The 13,686-nt window shown below is 75.4% G+C and carries 15 protein-coding genes; 9 read left to right on the top strand and 6 right to left on the bottom strand.

The genetic code is table 11. From position 1 onward, the window contains the following. Window positions 1-21: 21 nt before the first annotated feature. From NP048_RS14410 to NP048_RS14385, 6 genes are all read left to right on the top strand, one after another. Window positions 22-936, top strand: coding sequence for an SDR family NAD(P)-dependent oxidoreductase (locus tag NP048_RS14410; protein WP_227576310.1), 915 nt, complete (start codon window positions 22-24; stop codon window positions 934-936). Window positions 937-1,130: 194 nt separating this feature from the next. Further along, complete coding sequence (locus tag NP048_RS14405; RefSeq protein ID WP_227576309.1) at window positions 1,131-2,057, top strand: ABC transporter ATP-binding protein; 927 nt, start codon at window positions 1,131-1,133, stop codon at window positions 2,055-2,057. Beyond that, window positions 2,054-2,920 (top strand): ABC transporter permease subunit, encoded by an 867-nt coding sequence (locus tag NP048_RS14400; RefSeq protein ID WP_227576308.1) that lies wholly within the window; start codon window positions 2,054-2,056, stop codon window positions 2,918-2,920. Before NP048_RS14405 ends, NP048_RS14400 begins: the two co-directional genes overlap by 4 nt. Next, on the top strand, window positions 2,917-3,753 hold the full coding sequence (locus NP048_RS14395) for a hypothetical protein (RefSeq protein WP_227576307.1): 837 nt from the start codon (window positions 2,917-2,919) through the stop codon (window positions 3,751-3,753). The genes NP048_RS14400 and NP048_RS14395 overlap by 4 nt, the downstream gene beginning before the upstream one ends. A 73-nt stretch (window positions 3,754-3,826) precedes the next feature. Beyond that, window positions 3,827-5,308, top strand: coding sequence for a sensor histidine kinase (locus NP048_RS14390; protein ID WP_227576306.1), 1,482 nt, complete (start codon window positions 3,827-3,829; stop codon window positions 5,306-5,308). Beyond that, window positions 5,305-5,991, top strand: a complete 687-nt coding sequence (locus tag NP048_RS14385) for a response regulator (protein WP_227576305.1) — start codon at window positions 5,305-5,307, stop codon at window positions 5,989-5,991. The genes NP048_RS14390 and NP048_RS14385 overlap by 4 nt, the downstream gene beginning before the upstream one ends. Before the next feature lie 60 nt (window positions 5,992-6,051). On the opposite strand, the gene NP048_RS14380 is transcribed toward NP048_RS14385, so the two are convergent. After that, window positions 6,052-6,411 (bottom strand): PGPGW domain-containing protein, encoded by a 360-nt coding sequence (locus tag NP048_RS14380; protein WP_227576304.1) that lies wholly within the window; start codon window positions 6,409-6,411, stop codon window positions 6,052-6,054. A 90-nt stretch (window positions 6,412-6,501) separates the two neighbouring features. After that, a complete protein-coding gene (locus NP048_RS14375) occupies window positions 6,502-7,413 on the bottom strand; it encodes an ATP-grasp domain-containing protein (RefSeq protein ID WP_227576303.1) in 912 nt (303 codons plus the stop codon). 60 nt (window positions 7,414-7,473) lie between these two features. Between NP048_RS14375 and NP048_RS14370 the strand changes: the two genes are divergently transcribed. Continuing rightward, window positions 7,474-8,889 (top strand): DUF4232 domain-containing protein, encoded by a 1,416-nt coding sequence (locus tag NP048_RS14370; protein WP_227576302.1) that lies wholly within the window; start codon window positions 7,474-7,476, stop codon window positions 8,887-8,889. A gap of 35 nt (window positions 8,890-8,924) precedes the next feature. Here the strand turns inward: NP048_RS14370 and NP048_RS14365 are convergent, their stop codons facing one another. Then, window positions 8,925-9,419, bottom strand: coding sequence for a MarR family winged helix-turn-helix transcriptional regulator (locus NP048_RS14365; protein ID WP_227576301.1), 495 nt, complete (start codon window positions 9,417-9,419; stop codon window positions 8,925-8,927). Between the two features lie 127 nt (window positions 9,420-9,546). Between NP048_RS14365 and NP048_RS14360 the strand changes: the two genes are divergently transcribed. Both NP048_RS14360 and NP048_RS14355 read left to right on the top strand, forming a co-directional pair. After that, window positions 9,547-10,377 (top strand): alpha/beta fold hydrolase, encoded by an 831-nt coding sequence (locus NP048_RS14360; RefSeq protein ID WP_227576300.1) that lies wholly within the window; start codon window positions 9,547-9,549, stop codon window positions 10,375-10,377. Between the two features lie 75 nt (window positions 10,378-10,452). Beyond that, window positions 10,453-11,496 carry an alcohol dehydrogenase catalytic domain-containing protein gene (locus tag NP048_RS14355; protein ID WP_227576299.1) on the top strand — a complete coding sequence of 348 codons (1,044 nt, stop codon included), beginning with the start codon at window positions 10,453-10,455 and terminating at the stop codon, window positions 11,494-11,496. A gap of 274 nt (window positions 11,497-11,770) precedes the next feature. Here NP048_RS14355 and NP048_RS14350 read toward each other — a convergent pair whose 3' ends face one another. Genes NP048_RS14350 through NP048_RS14340 form a run of 3 tightly spaced genes read right to left on the bottom strand, consistent with a single transcriptional unit; the run spans window position 11,771 to window position 13,624 of the window. Next, on the bottom strand, window positions 11,771-12,550 hold the full coding sequence (locus NP048_RS14350; protein WP_227576298.1) for an aldo/keto reductase: 780 nt from the start codon (window positions 12,548-12,550) through the stop codon (window positions 11,771-11,773). Window positions 12,551-12,560: 10 nt separating this feature from the next. Further along, entirely contained in the window at window positions 12,561-12,926 is a 366-nt protein-coding gene (locus NP048_RS14345; protein ID WP_227576297.1) for an MmcQ/YjbR family DNA-binding protein, read from the bottom strand. A gap of 11 nt (window positions 12,927-12,937) precedes the next feature. Continuing rightward, the gene (locus NP048_RS14340; protein WP_227576296.1) at window positions 12,938-13,624 is read right to left on the bottom strand and encodes a nucleotidyltransferase family protein; all 687 of its coding nucleotides are present in this window, start codon (window positions 13,622-13,624) and stop codon (window positions 12,938-12,940) included. Between the last annotated feature and the right edge of the window lie 62 nt (window positions 13,625-13,686).

Raw genomic sequence — 13,686 nt, 5'->3', positions numbered from 1 at the left:
CGAGCAGGGGGTACTCGCGGCATGACAGGACCTGTCCTCATCACCGGCGCCACCGGAGGCCTCGGGCAGGCGACCGCGCGCGCCGTAGCCCGCGAGGGGCATCCGCTCCTCCTCGTCGTGCGTGACCTGGACCGGGGCGAGGCGTTCGCGCGCACGCTGCGTGAGTCCACGCCGGGGATCGCGGTCTCGGTGCGCCGCGCGGACCTCGCCGACCTGTCGAGCGTCCGGGCGCTGGTGGACGGGCTGATCCGCGAGGAGGTGGTCCCGCGGGCCGTCGTCTGCAACGCGGGGCTCCAGGTGGTCGACGGGATCCAGTGGTCTCCCGACGGCTACGAGCTCACGATGGCGACGAACGTCCTGGGGCACGTCGCGCTGCTCGCCCCGATCCTCGAGCACATGGGCCCCGGCTCACGCGTCGTCACGATCGGCAGCGAGACGCACCGGGGTGGCGCGAAGGCGTTCGGCTTCCCCGCCGCACGATGGACCGACATGACGGCGCTCCTGCGGCCGCCGCCGGGCACCCCGTCGCACCAGGCGGCCGGGAGGGTGCGGTACTCGACGTCGAAGCTGGCCTGCATCGCGCTCGCCTACGAGATCGACGCGCGGTGGCGCGGCCGGGGCGTGCGCGCCGCGGCCTTCGACCCGGGTCTGATGCCGGAGACGGGGCTGGCCCGGGAGTACCCCCCTGCGATCCGGTCCGCGTACGCGGCCCTCACCCCGCTGCTGGTGTGGCTGCCCGGGGCGAGGAGGGTGACGGACTCCGCCGTGGACCTCGCGTGGCTGGCGACCGCCGAGGAGGCCGAGCCGCTCATGGGCCGCTACGTGAGCGAGCGGCGCGCGCGCGACAGCTCGGCCGCGAGCCACCGGGCGGGGCTGGGTGCGGCGATCTGGGACGGCTGTCTCGCGGCAGCGGGCGTCGAGCCCACGGGCGCCTGACGGGTCGGGACCCACGTGCGCCGGTGTCCTGACGGTCGCCGTGCCGTCCCTCCCCGGTGCCGCGTCCTCCTCCCGTGGGAGGAGGACGCCGCGCGCCACCTCTCCTCCACCGGCAGGTGCTGGGCACCCACCCCGTCTCCGTAGCGTCGCCGACGGACGCACCGCAGGGTGCGACGCGACGACGAGGAGACGCCATGATCGAGGTGGAGGCGCTGACCAAGCGCTACGGGAGCACGACGGCGGTGGACGGTCTGACGTTCACGGCACGGCCGGGGACGGTCACCGGGTTCCTCGGTCCCAACGGGGCGGGCAAGTCGACGACCATGCGCGTCGTCGTGGGGCTCGAGCGTCCGACGTCCGGGAGCGCGCGCGTCGGCGGGCACCGGTACGCCGACTTGACGGCACCCCTGCACGCGGTGGGCGTCATGCTCGACGCCCGCTCGGTGCACCCGGGCCGCACGGCCTACAAGCACCTCCTCGCGATGGCGCAGACGCACGGCATCGGCAAGGCGCGCGTCCGCGAGGTCATCGCGCAGACCGGCCTCGAGCCGGCCGCGCACCGCCGTGCGGGCACGTTCTCGCTCGGCATGGGGCAGCGCCTGGGGATCGCCGGTGCGCTGCTGGGCGACCCGCAGACGCTGATCCTCGACGAGCCGGTCAACGGCCTGGACCCCGACGGCGTCCTGTGGGTGCGTCGCCTGGTCCGGGAGCTGGCAGCCGAGGGGCGCACGGTGCTGCTGTCGTCGCACCTCATGCACGAGCTCGCGCTGTGCGCCGACCGCGTCGTCATCATCGGCCGCGGGCGGCTGCTCGCCGACGCGACCGTGCAGGACATCGTCGAGCGGACCGAGCGTGCCGGCGCGGTGCGCGTCCGCACGACGGAGCCCGAGGCGCTGGCCCGCGAGCTGCTCGCCACAGGTGCCCAGGTCACGCCCGCCGAGGGCGGGGCGCTGCAGGTCCGCGGCGCGTCGGTCGACGAGGTCGGCACCGCCGCGCGTCGCTGCGGCGCCACGGTCCTCGAGCTCGCCACCGAGTCCGGCACGCTCGAGGAGGCGTACCTGCAGCTCACCGGCGACGCCGTCGAGTACCGCACGGCCGACACCCGGGGCGGTGCGCGATGAGCGCCACGACGGTGCCCCGCGCCGCCCGTCCGGCGGCCGGCGCGCGCTCCGGCGGCCCGACGTTCGGACGCGTGGTCGCCGCGGAGTGGACCAAGCTGACGTCGCTGCGCTCGCCGTGGTGGACGGCGCTCGTCACGGTCGTCGTCGCGGGTGCGATCTCGTACATGTCCGCGACGGCGTCCTCGGTGGACCCCGGGTTCGAACCGACGCGCGACCTGTCGACCGGACTCATGCTGGCGCAGCTCGGGCCCCTGGTGCTGGGCGTCCTCTACGGGGCCGGCGAGTTCCGCACGGGCGCCTTCCGCACGACGTTCGCGCTGGTCCCGCGGCGGTGGCCGGTGCTGGCGGCGCAGGCCGTGGTCCTGACGGCGTTCACGCTGGTGCTGGGCGTCGTCACCGTCGCGGTCTGTGTCGCGGGTGTCATGCCGGCGGCCGCGTCGCGTGACATGCCGCTCCGGCTCGCCGAGGGGGAGACCCCCGGGGCCATGCTCGGCATGGTGGTGCTCCTGCTCGGCATGGCGCTGCTCGGTCTGGCGTTCGGTGCGCTGCTGCGCAGGACGGTCCCCGCGCTCGTCACGGCGCTCGTGGTGCTGGTCTTCCTGCCGGTGACGCTCCAGATGATGAGCGACCCGGGGGTGGACGCGAACGGCATGGCCCTGCCGCACAGCGTCACGCCCGCGGGTGCGGTCAGCGTGTTCACACCCGGGACCGGGATCGCGCTGCTGACGACCAGCGCCTCGAGCGAGGGCATGCCCGGCACACCCGACGTCGGGCCTGTCGGCGGCGGCCTGGTGGTCGGTGCGTGGATCGTCCTGCTGCTCGTCGTCGCGGGCGTCCGGCTGCGGGCGAGGGACGCCCGATGACCACGCTCACCCCCCGCGCGGCGGCACGTCCGTCGCGCGGGGCGCCCACCCGGCCTGGCGTGACGTTCCCCCGTGTGCTCGCCGCGGAGTGGACCAAGCTCACGAGCATCGTGTCGAACCCCTGGCTCGCGCTGGGCACGGTCGCGGCCACGGCGCTCACCGCCTACGGGCTCGGCCTCTTCGTGCGGACAGGGGACGGCCGGTCCGGCTCCTGGGTCGTGGTGTCCGGGTTCCTGCTCGCGCAGATCGGGTTCCTCGTGCTCGGCGCGGTCGTCGGGACGTCGGAGCACACGACCGGCACCGCGCGCGTGACCTTCACCGCCGTGCCACGACGGCAGCCGGTGCTCGCGGCGCAGGTCGTCGTGACGACCGTCGCGGCGGCCGTCACCGCGGCGCTGGCGCTGGGGGCGTCGTACCTGGCGACCGCCGGGCCGCGCGCGGGCGAGGCGCCCGCGCTCGACCTGGCCGTTCCCGGCACGCTGCGCGTGCTCGCGGCGTTCGTCGCCGTCGGCGTCGCGTTCGCCCTGCTGGGCCTCGGCCTCGGGGCCCTCCTGCGCCGCCCGGCGGACACGATCGTCACGGGCATCGCCCTGGTCTACCTGCTCGACTTCTTCCTGCAGGCCAACCCCGGCCGGTTCACCGACACCGTCCGCGCGCTGCTGCCCTCGGCGGGCCGACGGCTCCTGGAGGACGACGCCGCCGTCGCGACGATCGACGCCACCTCCCAGGGCCTGCAGCTCGGCGTGTGGGGCGGGGGAGCGGTGCTCGCCGCGTGGGTCGTCGTCGCGCTCGGGGCCGCGGCCTACCGGTTGGGCCGTCATGACGTCCGCTGAGCGCGCCAGGGCGGTGATGCCCGCCGCCCGGGCGGTGCGCGGCCCCGACGCCCACGGGTGGGAGAGTGGGCCGGTGATCCGACGTGGAGCCGTGCTGCGGGCGCCCCGCACCGACGACGAGCCGCCGCTCACCGAGGAGCAGGTGCGCGGCGCGAGCCCCGTCGCGCGGCTCGTGACGGCCCGGCCGTGGGTCATGGACGTCACGGTCGCCTTCGTGGTCGCCCTCGTCGGGCTCGTGGGTGCGGCCTTCATCGAGCAGACCGCGTACGGCGCGCTGGTCCTCGGCATCTACCGGCCGGACTCGGGGATCGTGTCCCTCGCGACCGGCACCTGGCTGGTCGGGGTCGCCGTCGGCGCGGCGCTGCTGGTCGTGCGGCGCCGGGCCCCGGTCACGGTGACCGCCCTGCTCGTCGTCGCCGCCGCGGTGTCCCTGCAGGTGGCGGGGGTCCTGGGCATCCTGGGCGCGTGCCTGGCCTGCGCGCTGTACAGCGTCGCGGCCTCCCGCGGGACCACCACGACATGGGTGGTGTTCGGGGTGGTGCTGACCACGGTGACCGTCGCCCTGTGGCGGTGGGAGGACCTGGGCCTCTTCGAGATCATCAGCTGGTCCGGCGTCTACGCCTCGTCAGGTGAGGAGTGGCTGGAGTACCGCGGTGCGCCGAGGTTCTCGGCCGGCAGCCGCACGGGATCGGTGCTGCTGCTGGCGGTGATGCTGCTGCTGGGCGTGGCGGTGGGATCGGCCGCCCGCTCACGACGCCTGCACGCCGCCGAGCTGGTCGAGCGGTACCGGGCGCTGGCACGTCAGCGCGACGACGGCATCGCGCTCGCGCGCGCCGCCGAGCGCGCGCACATCGCCCGGGAGATGCACGACGTCGTCGCGCACAGCGTGTCGGTCATGGTGGCGCTCGCCGACGGCGCCGACGCCGCCTTCGAGCGGGCGCCGGACCGCTCGCGCGACGCGCTGCGGCAGCTGGCGGGCACCGGACGGGCGGCTCTGGCCGACATGCAGCGCGTCCTGGGCGCGCTGGGCCCGACAGGGTCCGACGGCGCCGACCGGCCCGGGGAGCCGACCGACGTGGACCTGCCGACCGTCGTCGGGCGGTTCGCCGCCGCCGGGCTCCCGATCACCGCGACCGGCCTGGACACCGCGCTCCCGCAGGACACCTCCGTACGCCTCGCGGTGCTGCGGATCCTCGGCGAGGCGCTCACCAACGTGCTGCGCCACGCGCCCGGTGCGACGGCCGTCGAGGTCACGTTGCAGCGCACCCCGACGACCGTGCGGCTCGACGTCGCCGACACGGGCGGCGCACGGCCCGGTACGGGCGGCGGCACCGGCCGCGGCCTCGTCGGCATGCGCGAGCGGGCCGCGCTGCTCGGCGGGCACGTCGAGGCGGGCCCGCGCCCGGAGGGCGGGTGGCGGGTGCGCGCGGTGCTGCCGTGGGAGGGTGTGCCCGCGTCCGACGGGCACGGACCCGACGCGGACGGAGCCGGGGCCGGGGCTGACAGGGACACGGCCGGCAGGGACGTGGCGGACCAGGGCGGAGGACGACGATGACGACCGTGCTGCTGGTGGACGACCAGCCGCTGCTGCGCATGGGGTTCCGGCTCGTCGTCGACACCGAGCCGGACCTCGAGGTGGTCGGCGAGGCGTCGGACGGTCGGGTCGCGCTCGAGCAGGTCGCGGCGCTGGCGCCCGACGTCGTGCTCATGGACATCCGCATGCCGGGCATGGACGGCATCGAGGCGACCCGGCGCGTCGTCGCCGAGCACCCGGCGTCCCGCGTGCTGGTGCTCACGACCTTCGACGTCGACGACCTCGCGTTCGCCGCGCTGCGTGCGGGCGCCAGCGGGTTCCTGCTGAAGTCGGCCCGGCCCGACGAGCTCGTCGACGCGATCCGCACGGTCGCCGCCGGCACCTCGGTCGTCGCGCCGCGCGTGCTGCGCCGCATGCTCGACCTGTTCGCGGGTCATCTCCCCGCCGGCGGCGACGTGCCGACGGCCGGCGACCCGCACCCGCGCCTGGCTGCGCTCACCCCCCGCGAGCTCGACGTGCTGCGCCTCATCGCGGGCGGTGCGTCTAACTCCGAGATCGCCGCCGAGCTGTTCGTGTCCGAGACGACCGTGAAGACGCACGTCGGGAACGTCTTCGCCAAGCTCGGTGCCCGGGACCGCGTACAGGTCGTGATCATCGCGTACGAGTGCGGGCTGGCGGCCGGTGGCCGGGAGACCGTGCGGTGATGCCCACGGCCGCCGCCTGCGCGGCCCGGCCGACGAGTACGCCGAGCTCCTCGCCGATGCTCACCGCGAGTCGGCGGCCGGCTCCCGCGGGTCGACGGGGCCGACGGGGTCGGCCGTGCGGACCGGAGCGGGAGCCCCGCCCGATCGTCGCCAGCCCCACACCTCCCGGCCCTTGTCGACGCCCGCGTGCCCCGCGGCCCGCGCCTTGTCGAGCCACCGGCGCGCCCACGCGAACTCCGTGGCCAGCAGCGCGAGGCCCGCGAGGATCGCGAGGATGCCCGGACCGGGCAGGACGAGCATCGCCACCCCGGTGAGCACCACGGTGCCGCCGACGACCGCGACGGCGACCATCCGCACGGGACGCGGCAGCAGCTGGATCTGGGCGCGGGTCCGGTCCCAGCGCTCCGACCACGAAGCCATGCGTCCCCCTCCCGTCGTCGTCGTCGGCGCGTGCGCTCCTGCTGACCTGCCAACGTCGGGCGGGTCCGTACCGTGCCCGGTGCTGGGAATCTAGTCGAGCCGGGCGTGCACCGCCGCCGCGACCACGCCGGCCGCCTCCGGGACGACGTGCAGGTTGAGCGCGGGCTCGAACAGCTCGGCCTCCAGCAGGACCAGCCCGTGGGCGGCGGAGTCGACCGTGTCGATGCGCGCGTACAGCGGGACGCCCAGCCCGGTGGCCTCGGTGACCGCCGCGACGACGCGCTGCGCGAACGCCGCCTCGGCGTCGGTGACGTCCACCTGCTCGGGGTGCTCCGCGTAGACGCCGCCGATGAGCCCGCCACCCGGCGCGAGCAGCGCCCCCTTGGCGATCGCGTGCGTGAGCCGGCCGTCGATCACGTACAGCGCCTTCTCGCGCCCCTGCGACAGCTCGGGCACCTCGGGCTGGACCATCACCACGCCGCCGCCGTCGAGGATGCGGGCCGCCAGGGCGAGCGCACGGGCGTCGTCGGCGTGGAACAGGCCCGTGTCGCGTGCACCGGCCGACACCGCGGGCTTGAGCACCACGTGCGCACCCGGGGCAGTGCCGGCGAGGTCCGCGCGCACGTCGTCGAGCGACGTCCGGTACGTCGTGGGGACGACGTCGACGCCCAGGGCGGCGAGCTGCGTCAGGTACCGCTTGTCGAGGTTCCACCGCACGAGCGCGGGCGGGTTGAGCACCTGCGTCACCGAGCCGGCGTGGTCGAGCCACGCGAGGAACTCCGGCAGTCGCTCGGGGTAGTCCCACGGGCTGCGCAGCACCAGCAGGTCGTAGGTGGACCAGTCGACGCTCGCGTCGTGCCACACGGTCGCGTGCGCCTCGACCCCGCGCGCCCGCAGCGCGGCGACGAGCGGCGCGGTGTCGTGGTCGAGGTCCTCGGCGGGGTAGGAGTCGGTGACGACGACACCCACGCGGGTGCCCGGTCGTGAAGGCGTCGTGCTCACCTGCGGGACCTTACGTGGGGTCGGGCCGCGGGCGCGCGCGCCCGAGTAGGGTCGCGCGTCGTGAGCACCGAGGGTCGGCCGTCGACGCAGCCGCAGGAAGCGGCGCCCGGACGGCGCGGGCTCGTCGTGGGAGCGGTCGCCGCGCTCGTGCTGCTGGGCGTCGGGGGGCTGCTGGTGCGCGACGTGCCACCGGCGGGCAGCCACGGCTGCGCGGTCCACGCGGACGACGGGCGGCCTCCCGCAGCCGTGACCGAGGCGGCCGGACGCCTGCGCGAGGGCGTCCCGGCCGACGTGGCGTCCCTCGAGGTCGTGTGCCGCCTCGCGGTGGAGGCGTTGCCGACGGGCCCTGGTGCACCGGACGTGCGCGACGACCCCGCCTCCTGGGTCGTCGGTGTGGACGCCGAGGCGCCGCAGACGCAGGGCGTCGTGGCGGCGGCCCGCACCCTGCTGGATGCAGCGCCGACCGACGTGCCCTTCACCTGGGACCTGCGTGTGCGGGACGCCGCCCGCTCCCTGGAGGTCCTGCTCTCGGCCGGCGGCGGCACGGGCCTCGTGGCGGACGCGGTGGCGGTACGGCTCGTCCCGGGGGTCGTCGAGACGTGGTTCGGGGCGGAGAGCGGCACGGTCACCGTCGCGTCGGCGGGCGACGTCGTGCCGGTGCTCCGGACCACCGCGGGGCGGGACCTGCCGGTGACGACCGTGACGACCGGGGACCCGTGGGTCGAGGTCCGCCAGGTGAACCCCGGGGCGTGGCCCGACGAGGACGCGGTGGCGCTCGCGCTCGACGTCGCGGGCTGGGACGGCGTCTGGCGCGTCCTGCTGGACGGGGGTGAGCCCGCGTCGACGACGCTGACGACCGCGGTCGAGGACGACGCCCAGCGTGCCTACGTGGTGTCGCGTCTCGAGGCGCTCGTCGCCGCCCCGCGTGTGTCGTTCCGGGTGGAGTCGCCCGCCGCGGCGATCGAGGGGACCGTGGGTGGCCCGGCTCCGGCGTCCGACGTGGCGGCGCCTGACGGGGCGGCGGCCGACGGGGTGCCGGCCGACGGGGTGCCGGCGTGCACGGGTGCCGAGCTGGACGTCCAGGTGCTGGGCACGGACGCCGCCCTCGGCTCGCGCTTCCTCTTCCTCGCCGCCACGCACACGGGCGAGCAGCCCTGCGTCGTGCAGGGCTTCCCCGGGCTGGCGTTCACACGGGCGTCGGGGACGTGGACACCGGACCTCACGCAGCTGCCCGACCGCGGCACGCCGCCCGTCGTCGTGCTGGCTCCGGGCTCGTCGGTGCAGTCCGAGGTGCGGTGGGGGGCGATGTCGACGGCGCAGGACCCCGACGTCGCCGTCGCGGTCACCGTGCAGCCCGTCCCCGGCGGCCCGACGGTCGAGCTCGCCCTGCCGACGGACCTGGACGTCCTCGCAGGGGCGACCGTGAAGGTCCGGCCGTGGGACGTCGGCGGTGAGCTGCCCGAGACCGGGAGCTGACGGCCCGGCTGAAGGGCGGGCTTGCGGAGCAGGCGTCAGGTGGGGTCGGTGCCGGGTGCGGCGCCCGATGCGTGCGCGGGTGCCGTGCGGTTGACCGTGGCGAGCAGCCTGCCGAGCACCGCGAGCTCGTCGGCGTCGAGCCCGAACGCGGCGACGACGCGGGTGGGCACGTGGGCCACCCGGTCCCGCAGGGCGTGACCCTCGTCGGTGAGCGCGACGGTGACCGAGCGCTCGTCGTCGGCACGTCGACGGCGCTCGAGCAGGCCGCGCGCCTCGAGCCGCTTGAGCAGCGGTGAGACCGTGCCGTAGTCGAGGTGCAGGACGTCGATGACCTGGCGCACGGTCTGCTCGCCGCGGGTCCACAGCACGACGAGCACGAGGTACTGCGGATAGGTCAGGCCCACCGGGTCGAGCAGCCCGCGGTACACGGACGTCATCGCCCGTGAGGCCGCGTACAGGTCGAAGCAGAGCATCGTCGCCAGGGAGATGCCTTCGGTCGGCGCGTCGTCCGGGCGGGTGTCGTCGTCCACAGCCCGAGTGTAGATCCACTATTGACGCCCGCAACTAGATCGTGCACGATGTAATCGCCCCCGCCTGATCCGGCGGGGAGTCGATGCGTCCAGGCCACCGCCCGGACGCCGAGGAGAGGGCAGGGGCATGCCGTACATCACCAGCACCGCGACCGACCAGACCGTCGAGCTCTACTACGAGGACCACGGCACCGGGCAGCCGGTCGTGCTGATCCACGGCTACCCGCTCGACGGGCACTCGTGGGAGAAGCAGACCGTGGCCCTCCTCGACGCCGGCTACCGGGTCATCACGTACGACCGCCGCGGCTTCGGCCGCTCCACCAAGGCGACGCAGGGCTACGACTACGACACCTTCACCGCCGACCTCGACGCGGTCCTGACGACGCTCGACCTGCGGGACGCCGTCCTCGTCGGCTTCTCGATGGGTACCGGCGAGGTCGGTCGCTACCTCGGCACGCGCGGGTCGGACCGCGTGGCCAAGGCCGCGTTCCTCGCTGCCATCGAGCCGTTCCTGCTGCAGACGGAGGACAGCCCCGAGGGTCTGCCGCAGAGCGCCTTCGACGGCATCGTCGCGAACGCCCGCGCCGACCGCTTCGCGTGGTTCGACGAGTTCTTCGCCAACTTCTACAACCTGGACGAGAACCTCGGCTCGCGGATCAGCGAGGCCGCCGTGCGTGGCTCGTGGGCCGTGGCCGCCGGCTCGGCCCCGTGGGCCGCGTGGACGGTCGTCCCGACGTGGCACACCGACTTCCGCGCCGACATCGCGAAGATCGACGTCCCCACGCTCATCCTGCACGGCACCGGGGACCGCATCCTGCCCGTCGAGGCGACGGGACGCGCGTTCGCGGCGCTGCTGCCCGAGGCGACGTACGTCGAGGTCGAGGGCGCGCCCCACGGTCTGCTGTGGACGCACGCCGACGAGGTCACGCGCGCCCTGCTCGACTTCCTCGCCGCCTGACCCGCCCGTCGGTGCCGGCCGCGACGAGCAGGCCGGTCGGCACCGACGGCCCGCCGGACGGTGGAGGATGGCCCCGTGCGCGCGGTCGTGATCGAGCAGTTCGGTGTGATCCCCCAGGTGAGGCAGGTCCCCGACCCCGCCTGCCCGCGCGACGGCGTGGTCGTGCGCGTCGCCGCGACGGGCGTGTGCCGCAGCGACTGGCACGCCTGGCAGGGGCACGACGACGACGTCACGCTGCCGCACGTGCCCGGCCACGAGCTGGCCGGCACGGTCGTCGAGGTCGGCCCCGACGTGCGCGGCTGGCGCGTGGGTGACGTCGTCACCACCCCGTTCGTCATGGCCTGCGGCGCGTGCACGACGTGCCGCGCGGGTGACCACCAGGTGTGCCCGCACCAGACGCAGCCGGGGTTCACGCAGTGGGGCTCGTTCGCCGAGCTCGTCGCGCTGGACCACGCCGACACCAACCTGGTGCGGGTCCCCGCGGGCCTCGCGCCGGTCGCCGCGGCGGCGCTCGGCTGCCGGTTCGCGACGTCCTACCGCGCGGTCACGGTCCACGCCGCCGTCCGCGCGGGCGACGAGGTCGCGGTGCTCGGCTGCGGGGGCGTCGGCCTCTCCGCGGTCATGGTGGCGGCGGCAGCAGGCGCGCACGTCGTCGCGGTCGACCCGTCACCGGCAGCCCGGGAGGCCGCCCGCGCGGCCGGTGCGCACGCGACCCTCGACCCGCGGACCGACGGGCCGGCGTCCGTGGCGGCCGCGATCGTCGAGGCCACCGGGGGAGGGGCCCACGCGACGCTCGACGCGCTCGGCAGCCCCGCCACCGCGCAGACCGGTGTACTCGCCCTGCGGCGCCGCGGCCGGCACGTCCAGGTCGGGCTGCTGCTGCGGGACGACGCGTGGACCGCCCTGCCGATGGACCGCGTCGTCGCGTGGGAGCTGTCCGTGCACGGCAGCCACGGGATGGCGGCGCACGAGTACCCGGCGATGCTCGAGGCGATCGCCGCCGGGCGCCTGGCGCCGGCCGGTCTGGTCGGGCGCACGACCGACCTCGAGGGCGCGGGTGACGCGCTGGCGGGCCTGGCTGCGACGGGTGCCGCGGGGATGACCGTCGTCGTCCCCTGACGCCGGGCCGCTCCGTGAGCCCGGCGGCGGACGCGGCGTGCGCGACTGTGGTTGACGTCACGTCCGGATGTCCGGTAGACCTTGCGCAGGCGACACAACGGCGTGGCGCCGAACGCAGGACACGGGCCCGGTTCCTCGGTAAGGCCGAGCGCCCGACGTGCTCGCCGGTCGCATCGCGACGGCGGCGAGCACGTGCGAGGTGGGAGCGCATCCACAGCGCCCGGCCCGATCCCGGGACCTCCGCGCAGCTCTCCAGGACCGTGCGGGCGTCCGCTCAGCGGCCCAGCCCGTCGATGGCCGCGACCTCCTCGGCCGTCAGCGTCAGGTCCAACGCAGCGAGGTTCTCCTCGAGGCGCTCGCGCCGCACCGACTTCGGGATCACGACGACGTCGTGCGCGACGTGCCAGCGCAGGACGACCTGGGCGGGGGTCGCGCCGTGGGCCCGGGCGGCGGCCGCGATGGGCCCGGCGTCGAGGTCCGTGCGCTTCAGCGGGCTATACCCCTCGACCACGACACCGCGCTCGCGGTGCGCCGCCAGCAGCGCCGCGTCGTGGTCCACCGGCGAGTACGGGATCTGGTTGACCGCCGGTGCCTCGCCCGTCGCGGCGATCAGCTCGTCGATCTGGGCGATCGAGTAGTTCGACACGCCGATCGAGCGCACGTGGCCCTCGTCGCGGGCACGGCGCAGCTCCTCCCAGACGTCGGGCCGTGCGTGCCCGCCCGGCGGCCAGTGGATGAGCCACAGGTCGAGGTGGTCCGTGCCGAGCGCGGCCAGCGACTCCATGAGCGTCTGCCGAGCGCGGTCGGCGTGGTCCGGTGGCAGCTTGGTGGTGAGGAAGATGTCGTCACGGTCGATGCCGCGGGTGGCGAGGACGCGGCCGACCTGCGCCTCGTTGCCGTAGCCGGTCGCGGTGTCGACGTGCCGGTAGCCGAGCTGCAGCGCGGTGCTGACGGCGAGCTCGGCGTCCGAGCCCTCCGACTGCCACGTGCCGAGGCCCATCACGGGGATGACGCCGCCGGGCAGGGTCAGGGTGGGAGCGGTGAAGTCGGGCATGCGTCCATCCTCAGGGAGGGTGGGGCGGACCGCAGGTCGGGCGGGGGTGGGCCCTCCGCAGCGACGGGGGCGCCGCCCACCACCACGACTCCGCGAGCAGCGCGCGGACCAGGTCCGCACCTGCGACCCGGAGGTCGACCAGGACCAGGTCGGTGCCCCGGTGGTGGTCGGTCGTGGAGTACACGTCCGGGTCCTGCGCGGCGAGGGCCCGCCGCTCGCCGTCGTCCTCGACGTGCACCGTCAGACGGTGCTCGTCCCACATCCGGGCGACGAGCCGCTGGTGGAACCACGCGGGCAGCCCCCAGCTCAGGCGTTCCGTGACCTCGGGGAGTGCGAGCGCCAGGCGGCGCACCACGTCGAGCTCCGTGCCTGCCACCTGAGCCGCCCTCAGGCCTCGGAGCCCGGGCCGGTACGCCCCGGTCCCACCTCGAGCCGGTCGCCCGGGTGGCCCGTCAGGCCGAGCTCGTCGGCCAGGAACATGAAGGCGCGCGCATAGGGCTGCCCCTCGATCTCCTCGCGCACACGGTCCCAGTCGATCTGCTCGCGCAGCGCCCGGGCCATCGGCAGCAGCCACGTGAAGTCGCAGTAGTGCTCGCCCAGCACGCGCATCTTGGCCGAGATGATGTCGGTGGCGGGCAGCACGGGCATGCGCACCGCCAGGACCTCGAGCTCGTCGGCCTGCGCGAGCTGCTCGCGCGTGACCGGTTCACCGACCATCCGGAAGATCACGTCGACGAGCTGGCCGTGGTGGTACGCCTTGAACAGCCAGTTCTCGGCCGGCTGCTGCACGTCCAGGCCCGCCGCCGCGAGCGCCGCACGGGCCTCGTCGACGTCGTCCTCGGCGACCGCGAAGTCCGCGTCGTGGCTGGGCTCGGGCGCGCCCCGGGCCCACGCGGCATACCCGCCGACGAGGGCGAACGGGATCTGTGCCTCCAGGAGCGCGACCGCGGTACGCCGCAGGCCGTCCTGCAGGGCCGCGCGGTCGTCGGGGGTCTCCGCGCCGGTCGGCTGCGGCAGGGGCGGCGGTGCAGCACCGGTGAGCGGCGCCGGCGCGTCTGTGGGGGTCGAGTGCATGGCACGGTGTCTACACCGCACCGGCGGACCGCGCGCGTCGAGGCGGTCGCGGGCGCACATGA

The sequence above is a fragment of the Cellulomonas xiejunii genome (assembly GCF_024508315.1).
In the GTDB taxonomy this organism is placed as follows: domain Bacteria; phylum Actinomycetota; class Actinomycetes; order Actinomycetales; family Cellulomonadaceae; genus Cellulomonas; species Cellulomonas xiejunii.
The sequence above is the reverse complement of the archived record's forward strand: the minus strand, read 5'-3'. Positions and strand labels throughout refer to the sequence as shown.

Excerpts from the sequence above, each read along its gene's own strand:
- NP048_RS14395 (WP_227576307.1), top strand. The coding sequence starts at position 2,917 with ATGACCACGCTCACCCCCCGCGCGGCGGCACGTCCGTCGCGCGGGGCG.
- NP048_RS14360 (WP_227576300.1), top strand. The coding sequence starts at position 9,547 with ATGCCGTACATCACCAGCACCGCGACCGACCAGACCGTCGAGCTCTAC.
- NP048_RS14385 (WP_227576305.1), top strand. The coding sequence starts at position 5,305 with ATGACGACCGTGCTGCTGGTGGACGACCAGCCGCTGCTGCGCATGGGG.
- NP048_RS14410 (WP_227576310.1), top strand. The coding sequence starts at position 22 with ATGACAGGACCTGTCCTCATCACCGGCGCCACCGGAGGCCTCGGGCAG.
- NP048_RS14400 (WP_227576308.1), top strand. The coding sequence starts at position 2,054 with ATGAGCGCCACGACGGTGCCCCGCGCCGCCCGTCCGGCGGCCGGCGCG.
- NP048_RS14380 (WP_227576304.1), bottom strand. The coding sequence starts at position 6,411 with ATGGCTTCGTGGTCGGAGCGCTGGGACCGGACCCGCGCCCAGATCCAG.
- NP048_RS14405 (WP_227576309.1), top strand. The coding sequence starts at position 1,131 with ATGATCGAGGTGGAGGCGCTGACCAAGCGCTACGGGAGCACGACGGCG.
- NP048_RS14340 (WP_227576296.1), bottom strand. The coding sequence starts at position 13,624 with ATGCACTCGACCCCCACAGACGCGCCGGCGCCGCTCACCGGTGCTGCA.
- NP048_RS14350 (WP_227576298.1), bottom strand. The coding sequence starts at position 12,550 with ATGCCCGACTTCACCGCTCCCACCCTGACCCTGCCCGGCGGCGTCATC.